This window comes from Halomonas urumqiensis (genome assembly GCF_003028575.1).
In the GTDB taxonomy this organism is placed as follows: Bacteria; Pseudomonadota; Gammaproteobacteria; order Pseudomonadales; family Halomonadaceae; genus Halomonas; species Halomonas urumqiensis.
Map to the genome: position 1 here is coordinate 401,743 of NZ_PYUD01000002.1, position 22,516 is coordinate 424,258.

Below are 22,516 nucleotides of genomic sequence, written 5' to 3' on the forward strand. Positions count from 1 at the left end.
TCTTTCCACTTCCCGCGCCTTTGATGGAGTCTTCATGCACCCCGAGATACTTCCCCGGCCCGCGCCCATTTCCAACGACGAGTACCGGTCGCGGCGCCGCGCGCTGATGGCGGCGTTGCCCGCCGACAGCGCCGTGCTGCTGCCAGGCGCCTCGCTGGTCACGCGCTCCCGTGACAGCGACTTCCCGTTTCGCCAGAACAGCGACTTCCACTACCTGACCGGCTTCGCCGAGCCTGAGGCGTTGCTGCTGCTGCTGCCCGGACGTCGCGACGGTGAAAGTGTGCTGTTCTGCCAGGATCGCGACCCGACCATGGAAGCCTGGACGGGCATTCGGCTCGGTGCCGCCGGGGCGGTACGTGAGCATGGCGTCGACCAGGCCTTCGAGAATGCCAAGCGCGACGAGCGTCTGGCCGAGTTGCTGGATGGCCGACATACCCTCTACCTGCCGCTGGCCGATGAGCACGCCTTGGCGCTCGCTGATGACGTCCGCAGTCGCCTGGCGGCTCGCGGCCGCCAGGGTGCCCGTCCGCCCGAGGCCTATGCCGATATCTGCGGGCTCTTGCATGAGCATCGCCTGACCAAGAGCGAGGCCGAGCTAGCCTTGTTGCGTCACGCTGCCGAACTCTCGGCACGCGGCCATGTGCGAACCATGCGCGCGGCCCGGCCCGGGCTTGCCGAGTACCACCTGCAGGCCGAGCTGGAGCATGAATTCGTCTGGCAGGGTGGCAGCGGGCCGGCCTACGCCAGCATCGTGGGTGGCGGTGCCAATGCCTGTGTGCTGCACTACATCGAGAACCGCGCCGCGCTGCGTGAAGGTGACCTGGTGTTGATCGATGCCGGCGCCGAATTCGACCTCTATGCCGGTGACATCACCCGCACCTTTCCGGTCAATGGTCGCTTCAGCGACGCCCAGAAGGCGCTTTACGAGGTCGTGTTGGCCGTGCAGGAGCGCGCCGTTGCGGCTGTCAGGCCGGGGGTGACGCTGGTCGAGATCCACGCGGGTGTGGTGCGTGGGCTCGCCGAGGGGTTGATTGGCCTGGGGTTGCTCGCGGGCGATGTGCAGGCGCGCATCGACGATGACAGCGTAAAGCGCTTCTATCTGCACTCCACGTCTCACTGGTTGGGGCTCGACGTGCATGACGTGGGTACCTACCGCCGTGATGGCAAGCCACGTCCGCTCGAACCCGGCATGGTGTTGACCGTCGAGCCCGGGCTCTACATTCCCGCCGATGACGACATTCCAGCGGCGTACCGTGGCATCGGCATTCGTATCGAGGATGACGTGGTGGTTACTGCCAGTGGCGCAGAGGTCCTGACCGGTGGTGTTCCCAAGCAAGTTGCTGAAATTGAAGCACTGATGATCGATAAATGATCATTGGCAGTCGGCATGTGTTTTTATTATGTAATGTACATTACGGATGTATCAGCTGACCTCCATCACATGAAAGCCATGCGTGACCGATGCCAGCGGATTCCGACAACCAGCCAGGTGATTCGAAAAAAGTGTCAATGAAACAATCGGTTGAACAGAAATTAGCCGCCGAGGAGCACGTGGACATAGCGATCATCGGGGGCGGCCTGGTCGGCGCAAGCCTCGGCGCGGCACTTGCCCCGCTCGTCGAGCGAGAGAACCTGTCGGTCGCGGTGATCGAGGCCGCTCCGTTGCTCGATACGCTGCAGACCCCCTGGCAGCCAAGTTTTGATGCGCGGGCCAGTGCCATCGCCCAGGGCTCGGTGCAGCACTTCACCGGCATGGGGCTATGGCCTTCGCTGGCCGAACAGGCCGAGGCGATTCGCCATATCCATGTCAGCGAAAGAGGGCGCCTGGGCGCGACGCGCCTGCGCGGCGCTGAACTGGGTGTCGAGGCGCTGGGCCATGTGATCCCCAACGCCTGGATTGGCCGGGTGCTGCATCGGCGCCTGGCCGAGTTGCCGCTGGCCTGGCACTGCCCGGCGAAGGTCGAGTCGATCACGCCGGTGGCCGGGGGCCATCGGCTGGTGCTGTCCGATGGCCGGATACGCTTGGCGGGCTTGACGGTGCTGGCCGATGGAGGGCGTTCGGGGCTCAAGGAGCAATTGGGCATCGCCAGTGAGACACAGCCCTACGACCAGGTGGCGGTCATCGCCAGCGTCGAGGTCAGCAAGCCCCACGAGGGGGTGGCTTGGGAGCGATTCACGGCCGAGGGACCGATCGCCTTGTTGCCGTTGCGTGGCCAGGCCATGGAGTTGATCTGGACCCATGCCGCCGGTCAGGAGTCGCGGCGTCTGGCGCTTTCGGATGGCGACTTCCTGGCCGAGTTGCAGCACGCCTTCGGCGACCGTGCCGGACGCTTTCGCCGTGTGGGCACCCGCCATGCCTACCCGCTGTCGCTCGTCACCGCGCGCGAAGCGGTCCGCCCGGGACTCGCGGTGCTTGGCAACGCCGCGCATTCGCTGCACCCCGTTGCCGGGCAAGGCTTCAACCTGGCGCTGCGTGGCGTGATGGACCTGGTGGCGGCCATCGAAGCGGGCCGGGAGGATGATCAAGCGCCGGGTAGCGCCGAGGTGCTGGCGGATTTCGATGCCCGACGCGAGGCGGATCGTCATAATGTCATCCGTTTCAGTGATGGCTTGATCCGGCTGTTCGGCGTGGACAACTCGTGGCTTTCCCGCGCGCGGGCCGCCGGCCTGGTCGGCGTGAACATGGTGGGGCCGCTGCGCCGGGGGCTGGCACGCCGTGCCATGGGCCTGGAACGTTGAGATGAGCAAATGAGATGAGCAATGAGCCAAGCATGACAAGCATGACAAGCATGACAAGCCACCCAATGGCGCGAGTCGATGTAGTGATTGTCGGCGCAGGGATCGTCGGTGCCACCCTGGCCTGCCTGCTGGGCGAGGCTGGCGTCGAGGTGGCATTGCTGGATGCCCGCGATGCCGCAATCGATGCCTCGGTGGCGGGCAAGGGGCCACCCGCCCAACGCGTCAGCGCGCTGACGCCGGTTTCACAGCGGCTGCTCGAGGGGCTGGGCGTCTGGACGTGGATGGCCCAGCGGCGCGTCAGCCCCTATCGGTTCATGCAGGTGTGGGATGCACAAGGCCAGGGTGAGGTGAGTTTCTCGGCCCAGCAGGCCGGCGTGCCGTTACTCGGTCACATCGTCGAGAACGATGTGACGCTGGCGGGCCTGGAGCGACGCCTGGCCGAGCTGCCTGGGATGCACCAGTTCCTTTCAGCGCGGGTCGCCGGGCTTGGGCGCGAAGGCGAGTACGAGACGGTCATGCTGGAAGACGGTCGCAGGCTTCGTACACCCCTGGTGGTGGCCGCCGACGGGGCACGTTCGCGCCTGCGCGACCTGGCGGGTATCGCGTCGCAGGCGCACGATACCGGCCACGTGGCGGTGGTGACCACGGTGCGCGTGGCGCGCTCGCATGGCGAGGTAGCCCGCCAGGCCTTCCTGCCCACCGGGCCAGTGGCGTTTCTGCCGCTGCTGGTCGAAGGGCGACAAGACCATTGTTCCATCGTCTGGTCGACGTCGCCGGCCGAGGCCAAGCGTTTAGCCGCCCTGTCGCCCGAGCGGCTGGGTGATGAACTGGCTGCTGCCATCGACCACCGGCTGGGTGAGGTGACGGTGATCGACCGACCCCAGACCGTGCCCTTGAGCCAGCGTCATGCCAGGCGCTACACCCAACCAGGCTTTGCACTGGTGGGCGATGCCGCCCACAGCATTCATCCGCTGGCGGGGCAGGGCGTGAACCTGGGATTGATGGACGCGGCGGTACTGGCCGAGGAGCTTCTCGTGGCGCACAAGCGGGGTGTCTCGCTCGGCGAGTCGCGTATTCTCGAGCGTTATGCGCGCCGCAGGCGTTCGGACAATACCGCCATGCTGGCGCTGATGGATGGTTTTCGGTTGCTGTTTGCGGCACGCCACCCGGCACTTACCCTGGCACGTAACCTGGGCATGCGCGGTGTCGACCGGCTCTCGCCCCTGAAACGGCTATTGATGCAGCAGGCGACGGGGCATAGAGGCCGTTTGCCGCGTTCCTGTCGTTAGAAACCCAGCGTTAGCAACCCAGCGTTAGCATGGCCTGCCATTGGATACGCCCGCAGGGTGTGGATAACCCTGTGGGCGGGGCGGGACAAATCTGTGATCGGGTTGTGGGTAAGTGGTGGATACTGGCCTAACGGTTGCGCTGGCCCACCACGTCCAACGCCTTGAGCAGGTTGAGCGCCTCGCCTAGCTGATAGTCGTCGCGCAGCCTTTCACTGAGCTCACGGCGCTCCCGAGGTTGATCGCGTGAGCCCAGGTGGCCCTCCAGGTCGGCTTCACGCACTCCCCTGCCGCTTTCGGTGATTTCGACCCGCCCGCGTACCACCTCGACATCCGGCTCGATGCCCTGGGCCTGAATGGAGCGACCATTGGGGGTGAAGTAGAGTGCCGTTGTCAGCTTCACGCCCTCGCCATTACCCAGCGGCATGATCTGTTGCACCGAGCCCTTGCCAAAGGTTTCGGTGCCCATGACCACGCCGCGCCGCTGATCCTGCAGGGCGCCGGCGACGATTTCCGCCGCCGAGGCGCTGCCGCCATTGATCAATATCACCAGTGGTACATCGGGCGCGGCGGTTTCCCGCTTGGCGCTGAAGCTCATTTCAGTGTTAGGCAGGCGGCCTTCGGTATACACGATCAGGCCATCTTCGAGGAAGGCGTCGGCCACGGCGGCGGCGGCCTGCAACACTCCGCCGGGGTTGTTGCGCAGGTCGAGCACCAGGCCCTTCAGCTCGCCATCGCGCTCCATCTGGCCGATGGCATCATTGACCTGCTCGCCGGTGCGGGTCTGGAATTGGCTGACGCGCAGGTAACCGTAGCCGGGCTCGAGCAGTTCGCTGCGCACGCTTTCGGTACGGATCACCTCGCGGGTCAGGGTCACGGTGATCGGTGACGTCTCGCCACTGCGCATGACGGTCATCTCTATCTCACTGCCAGGTTCACCGCGCATCAATTCGACGGCTTCCTGCAGCGACATGCCGTCGGTCGGGGTGTCGTCGATGCGCAGGATCTGGTCGCGTGCCTGGAGGCCGGCCCGCGATGCGGGGGTGTCGTCGATGGGGGTGATGACCGTCAATTGGCCATCCTCCATGCCCACCTCGATACCAATACCGCCGAACTCCCCCTGGGTGGATTCACGCAAACTCTGGAACTCGTCTCGATCGAGATAGGCGGAGTGCGGATCCAGCTCGCTAAGCATGCCGCGCATCGCATTGCGCAGCAGAGTGGAGTCATCGACCTCCTCCACGTACGCCCGCTTGATGCGCTCGAATACCTCGGCGAAGGTCTGGATGTCCTCCACGGGCAAGTCGTTGGCCGCTGGATCGGCCAGGGCCGGCAGTGGGAATGACAGCAGAGCGGCGGGCAACAGCGTTGCCATCAGGCGCCGAGGCGACAGGGCAAGGCTGGCGGGGCGTGGGGACATGCGATCTCCGCGGTTCCGGGTCGGTGAACGATCAGCATAGCTCGGGCCCGGCAGGCAATGGAATAGCGGGGCCCTGGAATCGGGCCGGGTCTCACTCTGACTAGCGTGACGCGATCCAGCCCTGTGGGTCGATGGGATCGCCGCGGCGGCGTACCTCGAAATACAATGCCGGCTGAGTGTGGCCGCCACTCGTGCCTACGGCACCCAGCACATCGCCCCGCGCGAGCGCCTGACCGACATCGGCCTCGAAATGCTGCAGATGGGCATGCAGTGTCATGATCTGGTCGCCATGGTCGATGATCATCAGGTTGCCGAAGCCACGCATCCAGTCGGCGAACACCACGCGCCCGGCATGCACGGCACGCACCGGGGTGCCTTCCGCGGCACGGATCAACATGCCATTGCGGTGCACGCCACTGCCACGGCGGAAACCCGAGGCCACGGCGCCCTGCACTGGCCAGGGCAAATCGCCACGGGTCTGCTCGATGGCGGTGGAGGGTGGTGGTCGTTGCAGCCGGGCCAGTTCTTCCTGCACTTCACGCAGCACCCGTTCGGCATGGGCGCGGTCCTGGTTGAGGTCTTCGAGCCGCGCCTGTTCACTGGCATAACGGCCGTCCAGCTCGGCGACCAGCTCGGCGCGTGAGCGCATCTGCTCGGCTAGCTCGGCACTCTGCCTGGCCAGATCGCTTGCCAGTTCATCGAGACGCTCGCCGCGGCTCTCGAGCGCGTGGCGGTTGTCGGCGAGCGCGATGTCCAGCCGTGCGAGGGCCTCGAGGCGGTCGTTGCGCGCCCGCGACAAGTGGTTCAGGTAGTGCTGCAGGCGATCGAGCCGGGCCGGGTCATCCTGGTTGAGCAACAGCTTGAGCTGCGGAGTCAGGCCCAGGCGGTAGAGTGCATCGAGCTGGTCCTCGAGCGCCGCTAGCTGCTCCGCGCGTTCGGCCTGCAAGGCCGCATGGCGCTTGGTGAGCTGGTCGAGCTCGGCGGACAGGTCGCGGCGCTCGGCCTGCAGGGCATCGAGGCGGCGGTGGGTGTCGGACAGTGTGGTCTCCACCTCGCGCAACTCGCGGCCGGCTTCGTCACGCGCCTGGCGCGTCGTGGTCAGTCGCCGCGACACCCCCTGGATCTGCTCGCCGAGGTCGTCGAGCCGTGCGCGGGCATCCTGCTCGCTGGGTTGAGCGGCAAGCGGGCCTGCCAGCCACAACGCCAGCATCACTATCACGAGAGGACGTGCGGCCTTTGTCACGCCTGATGCCATGCAACGGGCTTCCGGCCTTCCATGGCGGCGGTCATCACGAAAGCTCGATCAGTGCCTGGCCAGTCATTTCCTTGGGGACTGACTGATTCATCAGGGTCAGCAGGGTCGGGGCGATGTCGCAAAGGCTACCGTCATCTTTCAGGCGTGCCGGGCGCTCGCCGACATAGATCAGCGGCACTTCGAAAGTGGTGTGGGAGGTCTGCGCGACACCGGTCTCGGGGTTGACCATCTGCTCGGCATTGCCGTGGTCGGCGGTGACCAGGCAGGCGCCACCGGCACGTTGGATCGCCTCGACCACGCGGCCGACGCAGGTATCCACCGCCTCGATGGCGGCCACGGCGGCATCGAAATCACCGGTGTGGCCGACCATGTCGCCGTTGGCGTAGTTGCAGACGATCAGATCGTAGTCGCCCGAGTCGATGGCGGCCACCAGCTTGTCGGTGACTTCCTCGGCGCTCATCTCGGGCTTCTCGTCGTAGGTCTTCACCTCCTGGGGAGAGGGCACCAGGATACGGGTTTCGCCGCGATACTCGTCCTCGCGGCCACCGGAGAAGAAGAAAGTGACATGAGCGTACTTCTCGGTTTCGGCGATACGCAACTGGGTCAAGCCGCGCTGTTCCATGACCTCGCCCAGTGTGTTGGTCAGCTCGGCCGGCGGAAAGGCCGACGGCGCGGGAATATCGGCGGCATACTGGGTCAGCATCACCAGGCCCTTGGCGGCCAGGGTCGGCCGGGCATGGCGCGAAAAGCCGCTGAAGTCATCCTCGACGAAGGCGCGGGTCAGCTCGCGGGCGCGGTCGGCACGGAAGTTCATGAAGATGGCGGCATCGCCGTCCTGCATTGCCACCGCCTCGCCGTGGGGGCGAACGCTGGTGGCGCTGACGAACTCATCGGTCTCGTTGCGCTGGTAGGCCATGCGCAGGCCTTCCTCGGCGCTTGCCGCCTCGAACTCACCCGCTCCCTCGGTGATCAGGCGGTAGGCCTTTTCGACGCGATCCCAGCGGTTGTCGCGATCCATGGCGAAGTAGCGGCCGATGATCGAGGCGATGAAACCGTTGTCGGCGCCGACCCGCTCTGCCAGGCGCTGGTTGATCCGCTCGATCGAGGCCTGGGCGCTCTTGGGTGGCATGTCACGACCATCGAGGAAGCCATGCACCACGATACGCTTGGCGCCACGCCGCGCGGCCATGTCGGCCATGGCAATGAAGTGGTCTTCATGGCTATGCACGCCGCCCGGCGAGAGCAGGCCCAGCAGGTGCACGGTCTTGCCGGCTGCCACGGCGGCATCGATGGGTGCGGTCAGCGCCTCGATGGTGTCAAGCTCTCCATCCTCGACCGCCTTGGTGATGCGCGTGAAGTCCTGATAGACGACCCGTCCGGCGCCCAGGTTCATGTGGCCGACCTCGGAGTTGCCCATCTGGCCATCCGGCAGGCCCACGTAGCGTCCATCGGTGTGGATCAGGGTGGCGGGGTGCTCCTGGTGCAGGCGGTCCATCACCGGGGTGCTGGCGGCCAGAACGGCGTTGTGCGCGGCATCCGGATTATGGCCGTAACCATCGAGAATGATCAGTGCGACAGGGCGTGGAGCCTGGATCGAAGAGTCGGTCATGCGGCGGGCCTCGTGGTCGGTGGCAAGGGGAGGGCGACTCCATGATCATGGCGTGGCGATCAGGGTCGCGACTTGCGGCATCTTGCGGCATCATATCGCACAGCAGCATCGGGCGTCATTGTCGGGCGGCTGCCACGACCCCGGCACGCATCGTGTATACTCGGCGGTCTTTACGGTGGCGGCGCGGCCGCGTCGCTGATCCATTTTTCGTGTATCGAGACGAGAGTTTTCCGGACCCATGATCGATCAGCTGTTTGAATTCGTGCAGAACCACCCGCTATTGGTGGGCGCCTTCCTTATGGTACTGGTTGCCTGGATCGCCTATGAGGTTCGCAACAGCAGCGCCAACGGCGTGACCTCAAGCGAGGCTACCCAACTGATCAACCGCGAGGACGCGGTGGTGCTGGATACCCGCGAGGCAGGTGACTTCAAGGCCGGGCACATCGCCGGGGCCCGCAACATACCCCAGAGCAAGATCGACGATCGCCTGGCCGAGCTCGAAAAGGTCAAGGAAAAGCCGATCGTCGTGGTCTGCAAGCAGGGTCAGTCATCGGGTGCCACCGTCGCGAAGCTGGCCAAGGCCGGTTTTGCTCGCCCGCTCAAGCTCAAGGGCGGCATGATGCAGTGGCAGGCCGACGGCCTGCCGGTCGTCAAGAAGTAATCTTCGTTCATCGTTTCAAAGGATCTTTCCCATGGCGGAAGAGAACAACCAGAACGCCGGTACCGGCAACCAGGCAGCCGGCCAGCAGGACAAGCCCCAGCTGCAGTTCGCGCTCCAGCGCATCTACGTGAAGGACATCTCCTTCGAGGCGCCCAACTCGCCGTCGGTGTTCCAGCAGCCGTTCAAGCCCAAGGTCGGGCTGGACCTTAACACCTCGAGCCAGCAAGTGGGTGAAGACCTCTTTGAGGTGGTGATCAAGGTGACCGCCCAGGTCACTCACAGCGAGGAGGGCACCACGTCCTTCCTGGCCGAGATCGAGCAAGCCGGGCTGTTCCGCATCAGCGGCATCGAGGGCGCGCAGCTGGAGCATACGCTGGGCGCTTTCTGCCCCAACGTGCTGTTCCCCTATGCCCGCGAATGTGTCGACAACCTGGTCAATCGCGGTGGCTTCCCGCCCCTGATGCTGGCGCCGGTCAACTTCGAGGCGATCTACGCCCAGAAGAAGAAGCGCGAGGCCGCCCAGGCCCAGCCGCAGGGCGAGCAGCCCACCCAGCAGTAGGCGCGCGAGCTTGGCTTCCAAGGCGCCACGCATCCACGTCGCCGCCGACTTTCGTGTCGGCGGCGACGTCGTTCTGCCCGACGGCCCCGCCCGTCATGTCGGGCGTGTGCTGCGCCTCGGCGAGGGCGCGCCGCTTTGCCTGTTCGATGGCCATGGCCACGAGGCAAGCGCGGTGATCGTCGCGGTCACGCGCAAGCAGGTGGTGGCACGCATCGAGGCCATCGAGCCTGGCGCCGGTGAGTCACCGTTGGCGGTTCACCTCGGCCAGGCGATCTCCAAGGGCGATCGCATGGACTACGCCATCCAGAAGTCCGTGGAACTGGGTGTGACGGCGATCACCCCGCTCTACACCGAGCATGGCGACGTGCGGCTCAAGGGCGAGCGCGAGGCCAAGAAACACGCCCACTGGCAAGCGGTGGCCGCCAGCGCCTGCGAGCAGTGCGGTCGTGCGGTCGTGCCGCCTGTGCATCCGCCGGTGGCGCTGGCCGACTGGCTGGCCGAGCGTGACGAGGCGCTGCGCCTGGTGCTGCATCCCGGTGTGGCCGATGCCCTGGCGGAGAGCGGCACGCCGCCCAGTGCCGCGCTGCTGATCGGCCCCGAGGGCGGGCTTGCCGATGGCGAGGTTGCGGCTGCCCGGGCCGCCGGTTTCACGCCGCTCTCGCTAGGCCCGCGCATCCTGCGCACCGAGACCGCTCCGGTGGTGGCGCTTGCGCTGCTGCAATACCGCTTCGGCGACCTCTGAGCCGGCTTCACCTGCCGCCGGCGGCAGGCCATACTGTTGCGGTCGTCAAGCGATTGCCCCGTTCACTTCCCCGCTGGATCTTTCCCATGGCTGATTCCCGTGACCGCCGGCCTGGCCAAACGCCGCGCCCCGATGCCTCCAGCGCTCGAGGGGCCCCCCGCCAGGACGTGTCGCCTGGCGCGCGGGGTGCCCCGCGGCGCTATCGCGCACCGAAAACCGCGGTCGGCGACGTCGCCTACCTCGAGGTGGTGACGGTCAACGAGACCGGTGCCTTTCTCGATTGGGGCCACCCCCGCGACCTGCTGTTGCCCTACGGCGAGCAGCGCTTCCGGCCCAGTGTCGGCAAGCGCGTTCTGGTGGTGATCTACGAGGACCAGCAGGGCCGGCCGGTGGCCTCCCAGAAGCTCGACCGCTTCGTTGAGGACGAGGCGGCGGGGCTGGCGCCGGGTGACGAGGTGACCCTGGTGATCGCCGACCAGACCGACCTCGGTTTCAAGGCGGTGGTCAACCATCGCTTCTGGGGCCTGCTCTACCGTGACGACATCACCCGGCCGCTGAGGCGTGGGCAGCGCGTGACCGGCTACGTCAAGCGCCTGCGCCAGGATGGCCGCCTCGATATCTCCCTGCTGCCGCCCGGCGAAGCGCGACTCGACGTGGTGGGCGAGGCGGTGCTCAAGGCGCTGCGCGAAAGCGGCGGCTACCTGCCGCTGGGCGACAAGAGCTCGGCCGCCGAAATCAAGGCACGTCTGGGGGTCAGCAAGAACGCCTACAAGCAGGCCATCGGCCGGCTCTACAAGCGCGGGGTGATCACCCTGGAGCCGACCGGGATTCGGTTGGTGCCGGGAGGAGATTGACCCAGGCGCTTGGCGCTATCGCTCGCGGTTGCTTATTGCACGAGGCTATTTCGTTCCCTCACGAGGCTGTTCCGGCGATAGGCCTGCGCGGTAGTCGCCCTCGAACCCTCTGGATGGTATGCGACGAGGGGCACCGGGGCGGGCCGAAGAGGAGGTCATTTGCCAGGGATGGCAAATGTAGCGCCCAGGGACGGGTTCACAGCGCCTCCTCGCGGCCTGCCACCGGGCAACCCCGAGAGGTCATGGCTTGGTGCGCCTGCCGGCCATACGGCATACTGGCCCCATTGATTCTCTGCTGCGGAAGCCGATTCGATGAATGAACGCGCCCTCAAGGTGGGTGTGGTGATGGATCCCATCGCCGACATCGCCTACAAGAAGGATACCTCCATGGCCATGCTGTGGGCGGCCCGTGATCGCGGCTGGTCGCTGCACTACCTCGAGCAGGATGATCTGTTCCTGCGCGATGGTCGTGCCCATGGTCGCATGCGCGAGCTCGAGGTATACCGTGACCCCAGCCACTGGTACGAGCTGGGCGAGCCCGCCGCGCGCCCGCTTGCCGAGCTCGATGTGATCCTGATGCGCAAGGATCCGCCGGTGGATGCCCACTTCCTGAATGCCGTGCACCTGCTGGGCTTCGCCGAGCGCGAAGGCGTGCTGGTGGTCAACCCCACCCGGGCGCTGCTCGAATGCAACGAAAAGCTGTTCGCCCAGCAGTTCCCGCAGTGCTGCACGCCGACCCTGGTGTCGTGCAGCGAACCGGTGCTGCGCGCCTTCCATGCCGAGCACCAGGACGTGATCTTCAAGCCACTGGATGGCATGGGCGGCAGCGGCATCTTTCATGTGAGTCCGGAAGGCCGCAACCTCGGCGCGATCATCGAGATGCTGACCGAGCGTGGTAGCCGCCAGATCATGGCCCAGCGCTACATTCCCGAGATCAGCGCGGGGGACACCCGCATCCTGCTGGTCGATGGCGAACCGGTGCCCTTCGGCCTGGCGCGCGTGCCCATGGCCGGCGAGACCCGTGGCAACCTGGCGGCGGGCGGCACCGGCATCACCCGTGAGCTCACCGCGCGCGATCACTGGCTGATCGAACAGGTGCAAACGATGATCCGCGAGAAGGGCCTGATGTTCGTTGGACTCGACGTGATCGGTGACTACATCACCGAAATCAATGTGACGAGCCCCACCTGCGTGCGCGAGATCGACGACCAGCGCGGTACCGATATCGCCGGGCTGCTGATGGATGCCATTCTGCGACGCCTCGACTCGCGCCTGGCCTGAGCCAGGAGGCATGCCGTGTCCGAAAGCGCCTCTATTCGGTTGAGTGACATGCAGGTCAATGATCCGATCCAGTATGCCCCGGTCACGCGGCCCTATCGCCGCTGGTTTGCGTGGTCGTTGGCGCTGCTGCTGCACCTGCTGGTGATCGGGGGCGTGGCGAGCCTGCAGTTTGCCGCGCCACCGTTCGAGCCCACCAGCGTGGACGTGGTACTGGTCACCCGCTCATCCCCGTCACCGGTCGACGCCAATGCCATTGCCGACGCTGACCAGCAGGCTGCCGGGCAGCAACAGCGGGAGGCGCCCGCCGAGTCCCGCGCCGCGCCGATGGAGGATCTCCCTGACGTGCAGCAGAGCCAGCGCGACGTGGACCCGGCGACCCCGGCGGAACCCCAGCAGGCGGCACGGGTCGAGCCCGAAACGCGGCCCGTCGAGCAAGCGCCGCCCACCGCCGATGCCCCGAGCGACACCGACGCGCCACCGGAACCGCGTGACAGCGCCCCCCAGGCGACGGATGCCTCGGCCCCACCGACCGCCGCGGCCCCTTCGGCTTCCGGCCGTGACCTGCTCGCCCAGGCCACGCGCAGCATCCGCGAGCAAGGGGTTGCCCCCGAGGCGGCGGGACCGGAGACCGGCGCCAGCCAGCTGGCCGCCAGCCGTGCCGCCGAGGCACGCTACGTGGACGACTGGACACGCCGTGTCGAGGACTACGGCAACCGGGTTCACCCGGCCTCCGCCGATCTGCATGGCCAGTTACGGATTCGCGTGGTGATTGGCCGCGACGGCGAGCTTCGCCAGGCGGAGGTGGTACAATCGTCGGGACACGCCGAACTCGACCAGGCTGCGTTGGAAACCGTCCATGGGGCGGCGCCCTATCGGCCCTTCGACCGAAGCATGGGGGCGCTCGACAGTCTCTCCATCACTCGTGTCTGGCGGTTCGGCCAAGGCAATCATTACGGCGTGCAATAGGACCGCCGGGGAGTCTCATGCAATCGTTGCAACACTTCGGCCTGAAAGACCACTTCCTGCTGGCAATGCCGCACCTGGAAGACCCCAACTTCGCCGGTAGCCTGAGCTATCTGTGCGATCACGACGAGAAAGGCACCATGGGGGTGATCGTCAACCGGCCGCTGGAGCTGACCCTCGATGCACTGTTCGAGCAGCTCGAGCTGGATGGCGAGAGCAGCCCGCACCGCGATGCACCGGTCTACTACGGGGGGCCGGTGCACAAGGATCGCGGGTTCATTCTGCACCGCGGTTCCAGCGCCGCCTGGGATTCCAGTATCCAGGTGGCCGAGGACATCGCGCTGACCACCTCCATGGACATGCTGCAGGCCCTGGCGCAAGGCCAGGGGCCAGAACAGTTCCTGGTGTGCCTGGGCTGCGCGGGCTGGGAGTCGGGGCAACTGGAGAGCGAGCTGCTGGAGAACGCATGGCTGACCGTTGAAGGCCGCGCCGACATCCTCTTCGAGGTACCCGCGGAGCAGCGCCTCTCCGCTGCCGCCGGCATCCTGGGAGTCGACCTGAACCTGATGACGCGCGAGGCCGGGCACAGCTGATGGCGAATGTCGGTCAGCGCCTGGTCCTGGCCTTCGATTTCGGTACCCGACGTATCGGCGTGGCCGTGGGTAATGAGCTGGTGGCCAGTGCCCGGGAACTGACGCCGCTGATGGCGCGCGATGGTATTCCCGATTGGCAACGGGTGGCGGCGCTGGTGGATGAGTGGCGGCCCGACCTGTTCGTGGTCGGCTTGCCGCTGGAGCTCGATGGCGCGGAACTCGAGATGTGCGTGCGTGCCCGCAAGTTCGGCAAGCGCCTGTTCGGGCGCTTCGGCGTGCCCTGCGAGATGGTCGACGAGCGTGGCACCACCCGTGAGGCCAAGACCATCGCCCGGCAACGCGGCCACCGCGGCAATTACCGTGACGATGGCGTCGACGGCATTGCCGCGGTGCTGATTCTGGAGAGCTGGTTCGCGACTTGCGAGGGGCTGCCCAGGAATATCTGAGCAGACCAGGCGTCGTTCAGGCGCCGTCGCCGTGTCAGGCGGGGGTGTCGGAGTGTGGCGGGTGGAAATCCCCCACCGAGATCCCGGCGAATTTCTCGAGGAAGAACACCATCGTGGAGGGACAGCGGAAACTCTCGCTGAAGCGCTCCTCCTGGCCTTCGCGGCGGCGTGTGACGCTGGCACGATATTCACTGCCCGTCTTGACCACCTCGACACTCGCTTGCCGGTCGGCCTCGTGTTTTTCGGCCTCCACACGGCCGCGCTCGGCCAGCATGTCATCCAGGGCGCGTCCGCCTTCCCGCTCCTCGGGCGTGGCCCAGAGTTCCTGGTCGCGATTGCCGTAGCGATAAAGGATCACCACCATGAGCAGCGAGAACACCGTACTGGTCAGCATCCAGGTCATCATCGCGCCGGATACCGATACCGTCAGCACCACATACAGCTGTGCCAGTGACGCCACCCCAAGCACCACGGCCAGGGGCCGCCACATTCTCGGGTTCATGAACCCGCGCTCGAGGATGTAGCCCCAAAGCCCGGTGACCACCAGGGCACCGGCGACCAGGTGGGCCAGGGCGATGGCGGTGCCACCTCCCGCGAGTATGGCGATCACTCCCACCACGATCAGCAGGGTGTAGAAGGCCGCGAGCATCTGATAGGCGCGGTTGAGGGTCATGGGCATCATGCCTCCGTGGTTGTTGGCCACCCGCTGGGGCGGCCCATCTTGTTGTCTGGCTGTCGTCGTGACGTGTTCGTATGACTCGTCACAATCTTAGGCGATCATGACGCGGAGTGTGAGTGCTTAGAATTCAGGGTCGTCAACGCCAACACGTGCCGGCACAAACCAGCGCACCGGGCGCGCGTCACGTTCGACCAGCTCCTCCACCCCGAGCAGGGTAGCGAATATCGCCATGCGCACAGGGATGCCGTTGTCGGTCTGGCGGAAGATCGCCAGGCGCGAGTCGCCATTGAGGTCGACATCGAGGTCGTTGGCACCTGGCCGGCTGTCACGGGGCAGTGGGTGCATGACGATGGTGGTGGCATTGCAGCGGCTGTCGAGAAAGGCGCGGTTGACGGTGAAATCCTCTGAAACGCCGGCGAAGTTCTCGCTCATTTCCTGGGTGAAGCGCTCCTTCTGGATGCGCGTGGTGTAGACCACGTCGAGGTCGCTGAAGTCGCCGGCCAGGCTCTCGCGTTGCTCCACGCGGTGGCCACGCGAGGTCACCAGGTCGATCAGCGGCGTCGGCATCTCGAGCCCCGGCGGCGAGACCAGGCTGATGCGCATCTCATCGTACAGCGACAGCAGCTTGATCAGCGAGTGCACGGTGCGACCATGCTTCAAGTCGCCCGTAAGCAGCACATGGGCCCCCGCCAGTGACTTGCCGAGATGGGCAAACTCCTTGTCGATGGTATAGAAGTCCAGCAGCGCCTGGCTCGGGTGCTCGCCGGGGCCGTCACCGCCGTTGATCACCGGAACATGGGTCGCCGCGGCGAATTCGGCTACCGAGCCCTGGTCGGGGTGACGCATCACGATGGCATCGCAGTACCCGCTCATCACCCGGCTGGTGTCATACAGCGATTCCCCCTTGGCCATGGAGGAGAAGGTGAAGCCGGTGGTGTCGCAGACACTGCCACCGAGGCGGCAGAAGGCAGCGTTGAAACTGACTCGGGTGCGCGTGCTGGCCTCGAAGAACAGGTTGCCGAGCACGGCGCCTTCCAGCACTCGGGTGACCTGTCGGCGACAGGCGAAGGGCTCCATGCGTTTGGCCACCCGCATCAGGTGGTTGACATGGTCACGTGACAGGGAATCGACGGAGAGCAGGTGGGAACTCATCGCGGGCCTCGGCTGGCAGGGGAAATCGGGCGCTAGTGTACTGCGGCCGGGCATCGCCTTGACAGCCCACGACGGCTACCGCCCGCCGGCCAATCAAGCGATCGTGGTCACCAGGGCTCGGGAATCCGGCCACCGAGATGGGCGGTGATCTCGGCTGCCGTATCGCGCACCAGCGCGCCGAGCTCCAGCAGGCGAGCTTCCGGGATTCGCGCCACAGGGCCCGAAACCGAGATGGCAGCCAGTGGAATACCGTGCTGATCGTGAATGCAGGCGGCCACGCAGTGCAGGCCGATGGCATGCTCCTCGCGGTCACCGGCGAAGCCCTGGCGGCGAATCTCGGCAAGGCCTTCGCGCAATGCCTGGGGAGTGGCCAGGGTGTTCTCGGTGACCTGGGTCAGGCCCTGCTCGCTGAGGACTCGCTCGAGCTCGTCATCCGGCAGCCAGGCCATCAGCGCCTTGCCCACCCCGGAGGCGTGCAGCGGTGCCCGCGAGCCAAGCCGGGTGATCATGCGCATCATCTGTGGCGATTCGCTCTGGGCGAGGAACACCGCCGTGCCATTGTCGCGAATACCCAGGTTGGCGGTCTCGCCGGTCTGGGCGGTCAGACGACGCAGGAACGGTCGGCTGGTGCCCACGAAGTCGCGAGCCTCGAGGAAGCTGTTGCCAATGCGGAACGTCTTGACGTCGATCTTCCATACGCCAAGTTCAGCATCCTGGATCACGAAGCCCTGGCTCTGCAGCGCCTGGAGAAGCCGGTGGGTGGTGGAAGGTGCCAGGTCGGCCTGTTCGGCGAGCTCCGACAGCGCAAGCCCTCCGGGGCTTGCCGATAGCCGCTCGAGCAGGTTGAGCCCGCGCACCAGTGACTGGCTGTGGCCGCTGACACTCTTCCCTGATCCGGCGGGGCGTCCCGCCGTCCTGCGCTTGCCTTCGCTCACCCGGGGTCTCCTCGTGCCGATGAATTCAAGAGCCACAGGATAGCGTGTCAAGGCCGACTTGTCTTGGTTGCGGAAATGCCTTCCAGAAGCACTCGGGCGTCATCCGGCGTCAGGCCCCTAGCGATCTCGCCAGACAGGCCGGCGCTTGTCGATAAAGGCATCGATGCCTTCGGCGACATCCTCGGCCAGCATGTTGCAGGCCATCACCTCGCCGGCATAGGCGTAGGCCTCGTCCAGCGGCATGGCGAGCTGGCGGTGGAACATCGCCTTTCCGGTACGCAACGCCACGGCGCTCTTGGCGCAGATGCTCGAGGTCAGCTCGTCGAGCACGCGGTCCAGGGCCTCGTCATCGGCCACGCGATTCACCAGCCCCCAGTCGCGGGCCTGCTCGGCATCGATGAATTCGCCGGTGAACAGCAGTTCCATGGCGCGCTTGCGGCTCACATTGCGCGACAGCGCCACCGCCGGCGTAGAGCAGAACAGCCCGGTATTGATGCCAGACACGGCGAAGCGCGCCGAGCGCGCCGCCACGGCGAGGTCGCAACTCGCCACCAGTTGGCATCCCGCCGCGGTGGCCAGCCCCTGGACGCGGGCGATCACCGGCACCGGCAGGGCCACGATGGCCTGCATCACCGCGCCGCAGCGCGCGAATAGCTGCTGGTAGTAGGCCTTGTCCGGGTTGGCGCGCATCTGCTTGAGATCATGGCCGGCGCAGAAGGCGCGCCCTTCGGCGGCGAGCACCACGCAGCGCACCTGCTCGTCGCTTGCCAGCCTTTCGAGTTCGTCGGCGAGTGCGCCCAGCATCTCCTCGGAGAGGGCGTTGAAGCGGCTGGGGCGGCTCAGCGTCAGGGTGGCGACGCCACTGTCATCGTGGCGATGCAGGGGTGGGGTATCATTCGACATCGTGGTTGCTCCGCTGCGGTGGTCGTGGGTCCATGGGGGATCAGGTCATGACGCAGTTTCGACCGCTGCCCTTGGCGCGATAGAGTGCCATATCGGCCTGCTGGATCAGTCTGTGCAAGTCGGCGCTCCCATCCCACTGTGCCACACCGAAGCTTGCCGAGACATGTATGCGAGTGGTGCCTTGGACGATTTCCAGCGCTCCCAGAGCGTCACGGATACGCTCCGCGACATGGCGTGCCTGTTGCCGATTGGCGTGGGAAAGCAGGATGACGAACTCCTCTCCGCCGAGTCTGGCGAAGAGGTCGCTGGGGCGCAGTGCGGCCTGAACCGGCGCGACCAGCTCACGGAGCACCGCGTCGCCTGCCTCGTGGCCATGGATATCGTTGATCGACTTGAAGTGATCCAGGTCGAACATGATCAGTGCCGCCTTGCTTTGGTCCAGCGCCAGTCGGTTGAGTTCGCGCTGGGCCTGGGTCTCGAAATGCCGACGGTTGGGAAAGCCGGTCAGGAAGTCGGTGGTAGCGACTTTCTCTAGCTGGGTATTGGCTTGCTGAAGGGCCTGGTTGGCATGCTCGAGGTCGGCGGTGCGTTCGGCGATGCGTGCTTCCAGCAGGCTGTTCTGGGCCTTTAGCTCATTATCCTGGCGGATCAGGGTCAGGCGTTGCTGGGCGATTTCGTGCAGCAGGATCGCCAATCCCACCGAGAGCACGGCGACGATCGCCAGGTACTCCTGGGTCACCCATACCGCATCCTGCGGTTCAATGCCGGGGTAAGGGTAGATGCCACGAGTCAGATGCCCCACCGCCAGGCTTGCGATCAGCGAGACCGTCAGTGTCGCCCCGGCCACCCCGAAGCGCAGCGCCGACCAGATGCCCAGGGGCACCAGCAGGATCGGCGAGAAGTGAAAGCTCAGTTGAGTGGGGGTGTCCTGAACGAAGGCCAGCATGCCGATCAGCACGGTGGCTACCCACAGCAGGAGCAGTTCGGCGCCGCCTGCCAAACTGAACCGGAGAGGGTGTCGAGAGGCCAGGCGTTGCCAGAGTGTGACGAAAAGCGGCGTCAGCAGCAGCAAGCCGAGGGCATCACCAAACCACCATAGCCGCCACAGCATGAGATAGCTGCTGTCGGCACGTCCCAGGGCAAGGTAGACACCCGCCCCCAGCAGGGCCGCAACCGTCGAGCTCAGCAATGGGCCGAACAGCAGGAAGCAGGCGCCATTGCGCAGGTGGCGGAAACTGAACTCGCCGCCCGTGAAGTGGCGGATCAGCCAGGCGGCCACGGAGGTTTCCAGCAGATTGATCAAGCCGAATGCCAGGGCGGCCGGCAGCGGAAAGCTCGGCAGGTCGGCGGCCAGTTCCGCGCATAGTGCGGCGACGGCCACGGCGGGCCACTGGCGGAAGGGCAGCACAAGAAACGCGGCCAGCAACACCGCATTGGGTGGCCAGAGAACGGCGATACCCTCGGGAGTGATGGTCTGATGGACTCCGATCCAGGCACCTGCATAGTACGCAAGGCCTATCAGGGTCATGCGGACCAGCGTCTGGCGAATTCGCTTGTCCGTCACGTGCTCGATTCCTTGTTGGGGAGACATGCCTGATGTGTGGCCCGGCGCCCACCAGCTTACACGCTATCGCGTTGAGCGTCGTGAGGGTTCAAACAACGCAAAACACCGCGAGCTCGGAGCGAGCTGGCGGTGTTTTGGGTGACGACTGGAGGCAGGTACCGCCTTAGTCCTCGAAGTTGGTCTCGGAGTAGAGTGCGCGAACGCGCAGCGTGTGCTCGACGTGCTTGAGCGCTTCGAGTGCCTTGGCCCCATAGGCCTTGTCGACATCGATGACCACGTAGCCGACCTTGTCGTTGGTCTGCAGGTACTGGCCAGAGATGTTGATGCCGTTCTCGGAAAGCACCTGGTTGATCTTCGACAGCACGCCCGGCACGTTGTCGTGGATGTGCAGCAGGCGGTGCTTGTCCGGGTGGGCCGGCAACGCCACTTCGGGGAAGTTCACCGAGGTCACGGTGGTGCCGTTGTCGGAGTAGGTGATCAGTTTCTCGGAAACCTCGATGCCGATGTTCTCCTGGGCCTCGAGGGTCGAGCCACCCACATGCGGGGTGAGGATCACGTTGTCCAGGCCGCGCAAGGGGCTGACGAACTCCTCGTCGTTGCCCTTGGGCTCCACCGGGAAGACATCGATGGCCGCGCCATTGAGCCTGCCGGCCTGGATCGCCTCGGCCAGTGCCTCGATCACCACCACGCTGCCGCGCGAGGCATTGATCAGGATGCCGCCATGCTTCATCAGCGCGAGCTGCTCGGCACCGATCATCCACTGGGTGGAGGGTATCTCCGGCACATGCAGGCTGACCACATCGGCACGCGCCAGCAGCTCTTCGAGGCTGCCCACCTGGCGGGCATTGCCCATGCCGAGCTTGGTGACCACGTCGTAATAGATGACATCGAAGCCCAGCGACTCGGCCAGCACCGAGAGTTGCGAGCCGATGCTGCCGTAGCCGACGATGCCCAGTGTCTTGCCGCGCGCCTCGTGGGAATTCTTGGCACTCTTCAGCCAGCCGCCGCGATGGGCGCGGGCATTCTTCTCGGGAATGCCGCGCAGCAGCATGATCGCCTGGGCCAACACCAGCTCCGCCACCGAACGGGTGTTGGAGTAGGGGGCGTTGAAGACCGGGATGCCGCGCACCAGGGCGGCATTGAGGTCGACCTGGTTGGTGCCGATGCAGAAGCATCCCACTGCGGTCAGCTTCTCCGCGGCGGCGAAGACCCGTTCGGTAAGCTGGGTACGCGAGCGAATGCCGAGGAAGTGGACATCGCGGATCTTGTCGATCAGCGACGCCTCGTCCAGCGAGGTCGGCAGGTGCTCGATATTGGTGTATCCAGCGTTGAGCAGATTGTCCACCGCGCTCTGGTGGACGCCCTCAAGCAGCAGGATCTTGATCTTGCTCTTGTCCAGGGACGTTTTGGCCATGGTCGAATCAACCCCTTCCGGCGCGAGCCGCATACAGTGTCATGGGTAAGTGAGAGGGCGCTCATGGTAGCACAGCCAGGCGATGAGCCAGGATGAAAATGCTGCGCTGCCGAGATGAATGCGTTGCAAGTTGACCCAAGCGGTCAACCCCGACAGCCCCCTGGGGGGCGTGTATACTGTGCCCTTCGGGAATTACCCGGTACTTGCGAATACATTATCCGAATACATCATCGCCACTGCGGCAGAGAGCAACATGGCAGACAACCCTAGCCCCGAGCGCCACCCGCCAGCGGATAGCTCCCAGGTGGAGCCTTCCGACTTGGACTTCGCCGCCACCGTCGAGCGGCTGGAACGCCTGGTCGAGCGACTGGAATCGGGCGAGCTGACCCTGGAGGGGTCGCTGGGTGCCTTCGAGGAGGGCGTGCGCCTGACCCGCGATGCCCAACGGCGGCTCGATGAGGCCGAACTCAAGGTGCGATCCCTGACCGAGGGCGCTGACGGCGGAATCGAGCTTGCGCCTTTCGCCGGGCCGGACGAGGAAGACACGCGTGAACGCTGACAACCTGCCGGCGCGTCTCGGTATCGATCGCGCCCGGGTGGATGCCCGGCTGGTGGCGCTGTTCGACGCACGTTCGGCCCCCTCGCCGCGTCTCGATGCGGCCATGCGCCACGGTGTGCTGGTCGGCGGCAAGCGGTTGCGACCGATACTGGTGTATGCCGCCGGCCGCGCACTTGGAGCCGCTGATGAGGACTTGGACGCCCCGGCCATGGCCATCGAACTGGTCCATGCCTACTCGCTGGTCCACGATGACCTGCCGGCGATGGACGACGATGACCTGCGGCGTGGCCAGCCCACGGTGCACCGCGCCTATGACGAGGCCACCGCGATCCTTGCTGGCGATGCCTTGCAGGCGTTGGCCTTCGAGGTGCTCGCAGGGTGCGGGTTGCGCCTGGGCGAGATGGTGCGAACACTCGCCGAGGCGGCTGGCCGCGATGGCATGGTGGGCGGTCAGGCGCTGGATCTTGCCGCGGTGGGTGGCCACCCCGATGCCGAGGCGCTGGCTGCCATGCATGGCTACAAGACCGGCGCCCTGATTCGTGCCGCGGTGCGCCTGGGCGGGCTGGTGGCAGTGTCGGCGCATGACCCGAGGCTGGCCGCGCTGGATGCCTATGCCAGGGCCATCGGCCTGGCCTTCCAGATCCATGACGATGTACTCGACGTGACCGGTGACACCGCGACCCTCGGCAAGGTGTCGGGTGCGGATGCCGCGCGCGACAAGCCGACCTATCCCGCGTTGCTGGGGCTCGAGGGTGCCCGTTTGCGGGCCGCGGAGCTGGTCGAGCAGGCGGTCGAGTCGCTTGCTCCCCTGGGGCCGGCTGGCGCACCGCTCGCCGAGCTTGCCCGCTACATGATCGAGCGTGACCATTGAGGTGGCGCCATCGCGGGATGGCGTCGCCACG

The 22,516-nt window shown here is 65.9% G+C and carries 22 protein-coding genes; 13 read left to right on the top strand and 9 right to left on the bottom strand.

Features of this window, described 5'->3' with window-relative positions:
- Positions 1-34 precede the first annotated feature (34 nt).
- The 3 genes from pepP to C6V82_RS09095 all read left to right on the top strand — a co-directional run bounded on the left by pepP (position 35) and on the right by C6V82_RS09095 (position 4,028).
- Positions 35-1,372, top strand: a complete 1,338-nt coding sequence (gene pepP / locus C6V82_RS09085) for a Xaa-Pro aminopeptidase (RefSeq protein ID WP_102587645.1) — start codon at positions 35-37, stop codon at positions 1,370-1,372.
- A 137-nt stretch (positions 1,373-1,509) separates the two neighbouring features.
- Positions 1,510-2,739: a 2-octaprenyl-6-methoxyphenyl hydroxylase gene (gene ubiH, locus C6V82_RS09090; RefSeq protein WP_102587646.1), complete on the top strand. Its 1,230-nt coding sequence runs from the start codon at positions 1,510-1,512 to the stop codon at positions 2,737-2,739.
- A 32-nt stretch (positions 2,740-2,771) separates the two neighbouring features.
- On the top strand, positions 2,772-4,028 hold the full coding sequence (locus C6V82_RS09095) for a UbiH/UbiF/VisC/COQ6 family ubiquinone biosynthesis hydroxylase (protein WP_102587782.1): 1,257 nt from the start codon (positions 2,772-2,774) through the stop codon (positions 4,026-4,028).
- A 127-nt stretch (positions 4,029-4,155) separates the two neighbouring features.
- On the opposite strand, the gene C6V82_RS09100 is transcribed toward C6V82_RS09095, so the two are convergent.
- The 3 genes from C6V82_RS09100 to gpmI form a co-directional block, all read right to left on the bottom strand.
- On the bottom strand, positions 4,156-5,445 hold the full coding sequence (locus C6V82_RS09100; protein WP_102587647.1) for a S41 family peptidase: 1,290 nt from the start codon (positions 5,443-5,445) through the stop codon (positions 4,156-4,158).
- 100 nt (positions 5,446-5,545) lie between these two features.
- A complete protein-coding gene (locus C6V82_RS09105; RefSeq protein ID WP_180978254.1) occupies positions 5,546-6,700 on the bottom strand; it encodes a murein hydrolase activator EnvC family protein in 1,155 nt (384 codons plus the stop codon).
- A gap of 34 nt (positions 6,701-6,734) precedes the next feature.
- Positions 6,735-8,309, bottom strand: coding sequence for a 2,3-bisphosphoglycerate-independent phosphoglycerate mutase (gene gpmI, locus C6V82_RS09110; RefSeq protein WP_102587649.1), 1,575 nt, complete (start codon positions 8,307-8,309; stop codon positions 6,735-6,737).
- Positions 8,310-8,547: 238 nt separating this feature from the next.
- Between gpmI and C6V82_RS09115 the strand changes: the two genes are divergently transcribed.
- From C6V82_RS09115 to ruvX, 8 genes are all read left to right on the top strand, one after another.
- Positions 8,548-8,970: a rhodanese-like domain-containing protein gene (locus tag C6V82_RS09115; protein WP_102587650.1), complete on the top strand. Its 423-nt coding sequence runs from the start codon at positions 8,548-8,550 to the stop codon at positions 8,968-8,970.
- A gap of 31 nt (positions 8,971-9,001) precedes the next feature.
- Positions 9,002-9,529, top strand: coding sequence for a protein-export chaperone SecB (gene secB, locus C6V82_RS09120; protein WP_102587651.1), 528 nt, complete (start codon positions 9,002-9,004; stop codon positions 9,527-9,529).
- A gap of 10 nt (positions 9,530-9,539) precedes the next feature.
- Positions 9,540-10,271 (top strand): 16S rRNA (uracil(1498)-N(3))-methyltransferase, encoded by a 732-nt coding sequence (locus tag C6V82_RS09125; protein ID WP_102587652.1) that lies wholly within the window; start codon positions 9,540-9,542, stop codon positions 10,269-10,271.
- Positions 10,272-10,357: 86 nt separating this feature from the next.
- Positions 10,358-11,125 carry a CvfB family protein gene (locus C6V82_RS09130; RefSeq protein WP_102587653.1) on the top strand — a complete coding sequence of 256 codons (768 nt, stop codon included), beginning with the start codon at positions 10,358-10,360 and terminating at the stop codon, positions 11,123-11,125.
- Positions 11,126-11,437: 312 nt separating this feature from the next.
- Entirely contained in the window at positions 11,438-12,406 is a 969-nt protein-coding gene (gshB, locus tag C6V82_RS09135; protein WP_102587654.1) for a glutathione synthase, read from the top strand.
- A 15-nt stretch (positions 12,407-12,421) separates the two neighbouring features.
- Complete coding sequence (locus C6V82_RS09140) at positions 12,422-13,372, top strand: TonB family protein (RefSeq protein WP_102587655.1); 951 nt, start codon at positions 12,422-12,424, stop codon at positions 13,370-13,372.
- 17 nt (positions 13,373-13,389) lie between these two features.
- Positions 13,390-13,962 (top strand): YqgE/AlgH family protein, encoded by a 573-nt coding sequence (locus C6V82_RS09145; protein ID WP_102587656.1) that lies wholly within the window; start codon positions 13,390-13,392, stop codon positions 13,960-13,962.
- Entirely contained in the window at positions 13,962-14,408 is a 447-nt protein-coding gene (gene ruvX, locus C6V82_RS09150; protein ID WP_102587657.1) for a Holliday junction resolvase RuvX, read from the top strand. Before C6V82_RS09145 ends, ruvX begins: the two co-directional genes overlap by 1 nt.
- Before the next feature lie 34 nt (positions 14,409-14,442).
- On the opposite strand, the gene C6V82_RS09155 is transcribed toward ruvX, so the two are convergent.
- The 6 genes from C6V82_RS09155 to serA form a co-directional block, all read right to left on the bottom strand.
- On the bottom strand, positions 14,443-15,081 hold the full coding sequence (locus C6V82_RS09155) for a DUF308 domain-containing protein (protein WP_102587783.1): 639 nt from the start codon (positions 15,079-15,081) through the stop codon (positions 14,443-14,445).
- A 126-nt stretch (positions 15,082-15,207) separates the two neighbouring features.
- Positions 15,208-16,239 carry an aspartate carbamoyltransferase gene (gene pyrB, locus C6V82_RS09160; RefSeq protein ID WP_102587658.1) on the bottom strand — a complete coding sequence of 344 codons (1,032 nt, stop codon included), beginning with the start codon at positions 16,237-16,239 and terminating at the stop codon, positions 15,208-15,210.
- A 107-nt stretch (positions 16,240-16,346) separates the two neighbouring features.
- Positions 16,347-17,174, bottom strand: coding sequence for an IclR family transcriptional regulator domain-containing protein (locus C6V82_RS09165; protein WP_102587659.1), 828 nt, complete (start codon positions 17,172-17,174; stop codon positions 16,347-16,349).
- A 117-nt stretch (positions 17,175-17,291) separates the two neighbouring features.
- Positions 17,292-18,077 (bottom strand): enoyl-CoA hydratase, encoded by a 786-nt coding sequence (locus C6V82_RS09170; RefSeq protein ID WP_102587660.1) that lies wholly within the window; start codon positions 18,075-18,077, stop codon positions 17,292-17,294.
- Between the two features lie 40 nt (positions 18,078-18,117).
- On the bottom strand, positions 18,118-19,641 hold the full coding sequence (locus C6V82_RS09175; protein WP_180978255.1) for a sensor domain-containing diguanylate cyclase: 1,524 nt from the start codon (positions 19,639-19,641) through the stop codon (positions 18,118-18,120).
- A gap of 163 nt (positions 19,642-19,804) precedes the next feature.
- Positions 19,805-21,055 carry a phosphoglycerate dehydrogenase gene (gene serA / locus C6V82_RS09180; protein ID WP_102587784.1) on the bottom strand — a complete coding sequence of 417 codons (1,251 nt, stop codon included), beginning with the start codon at positions 21,053-21,055 and terminating at the stop codon, positions 19,805-19,807.
- Positions 21,056-21,308: 253 nt separating this feature from the next.
- Between serA and xseB the strand changes: the two genes are divergently transcribed.
- Complete coding sequence (gene xseB / locus C6V82_RS09185) at positions 21,309-21,614, top strand: exodeoxyribonuclease VII small subunit (protein ID WP_102587785.1); 306 nt, start codon at positions 21,309-21,311, stop codon at positions 21,612-21,614.
- The gene (locus C6V82_RS09190; RefSeq protein WP_102587662.1) at positions 21,604-22,485 is read left to right on the top strand and encodes a polyprenyl synthetase family protein; all 882 of its coding nucleotides are present in this window, start codon (positions 21,604-21,606) and stop codon (positions 22,483-22,485) included. Before xseB ends, C6V82_RS09190 begins: the two co-directional genes overlap by 11 nt.
- The last annotated feature ends 31 nt before the right edge of the window (positions 22,486-22,516 follow it).

What these genes read in the sequence shown, in the direction of transcription:
- gpmI (WP_102587649.1), bottom strand. Translation starts at nt 8,309, where the DNA reads ATGACCGACTCTTCGATCCAGGCTCCACGCCCTGTCGCACTGATCATT.
- gshB (WP_102587654.1), top strand. Translation starts at nt 11,438, where the DNA reads ATGAATGAACGCGCCCTCAAGGTGGGTGTGGTGATGGATCCCATCGCC.
- C6V82_RS09155 (WP_102587783.1), bottom strand. Translation starts at nt 15,081, where the DNA reads ATGACCCTCAACCGCGCCTATCAGATGCTCGCGGCCTTCTACACCCTG.
- C6V82_RS09105 (WP_180978254.1), bottom strand. Translation starts at nt 6,700, where the DNA reads ATGGCATCAGGCGTGACAAAGGCCGCACGTCCTCTCGTGATAGTGATG.
- C6V82_RS09130 (WP_102587653.1), top strand. Translation starts at nt 10,358, where the DNA reads ATGGCTGATTCCCGTGACCGCCGGCCTGGCCAAACGCCGCGCCCCGAT.
- ubiH (WP_102587646.1), top strand. Translation starts at nt 1,510, where the DNA reads ATGAAACAATCGGTTGAACAGAAATTAGCCGCCGAGGAGCACGTGGAC.
- pepP (WP_102587645.1), top strand. Translation starts at nt 35, where the DNA reads ATGCACCCCGAGATACTTCCCCGGCCCGCGCCCATTTCCAACGACGAG.
- C6V82_RS09095 (WP_102587782.1), top strand. Translation starts at nt 2,772, where the DNA reads ATGACAAGCATGACAAGCATGACAAGCCACCCAATGGCGCGAGTCGAT.
- serA (WP_102587784.1), bottom strand. Translation starts at nt 21,055, where the DNA reads ATGGCCAAAACGTCCCTGGACAAGAGCAAGATCAAGATCCTGCTGCTT.
- C6V82_RS09100 (WP_102587647.1), bottom strand. Translation starts at nt 5,445, where the DNA reads ATGTCCCCACGCCCCGCCAGCCTTGCCCTGTCGCCTCGGCGCCTGATG.
- xseB (WP_102587785.1), top strand. Translation starts at nt 21,309, where the DNA reads ATGGCAGACAACCCTAGCCCCGAGCGCCACCCGCCAGCGGATAGCTCC.
- C6V82_RS09170 (WP_102587660.1), bottom strand. Translation starts at nt 18,077, where the DNA reads ATGTCGAATGATACCCCACCCCTGCATCGCCACGATGACAGTGGCGTC.
- ruvX (WP_102587657.1), top strand. Translation starts at nt 13,962, where the DNA reads ATGGCGAATGTCGGTCAGCGCCTGGTCCTGGCCTTCGATTTCGGTACC.
- pyrB (WP_102587658.1), bottom strand. Translation starts at nt 16,239, where the DNA reads ATGAGTTCCCACCTGCTCTCCGTCGATTCCCTGTCACGTGACCATGTC.
- secB (WP_102587651.1), top strand. Translation starts at nt 9,002, where the DNA reads ATGGCGGAAGAGAACAACCAGAACGCCGGTACCGGCAACCAGGCAGCC.
- C6V82_RS09145 (WP_102587656.1), top strand. Translation starts at nt 13,390, where the DNA reads ATGCAATCGTTGCAACACTTCGGCCTGAAAGACCACTTCCTGCTGGCA.
- C6V82_RS09115 (WP_102587650.1), top strand. Translation starts at nt 8,548, where the DNA reads ATGATCGATCAGCTGTTTGAATTCGTGCAGAACCACCCGCTATTGGTG.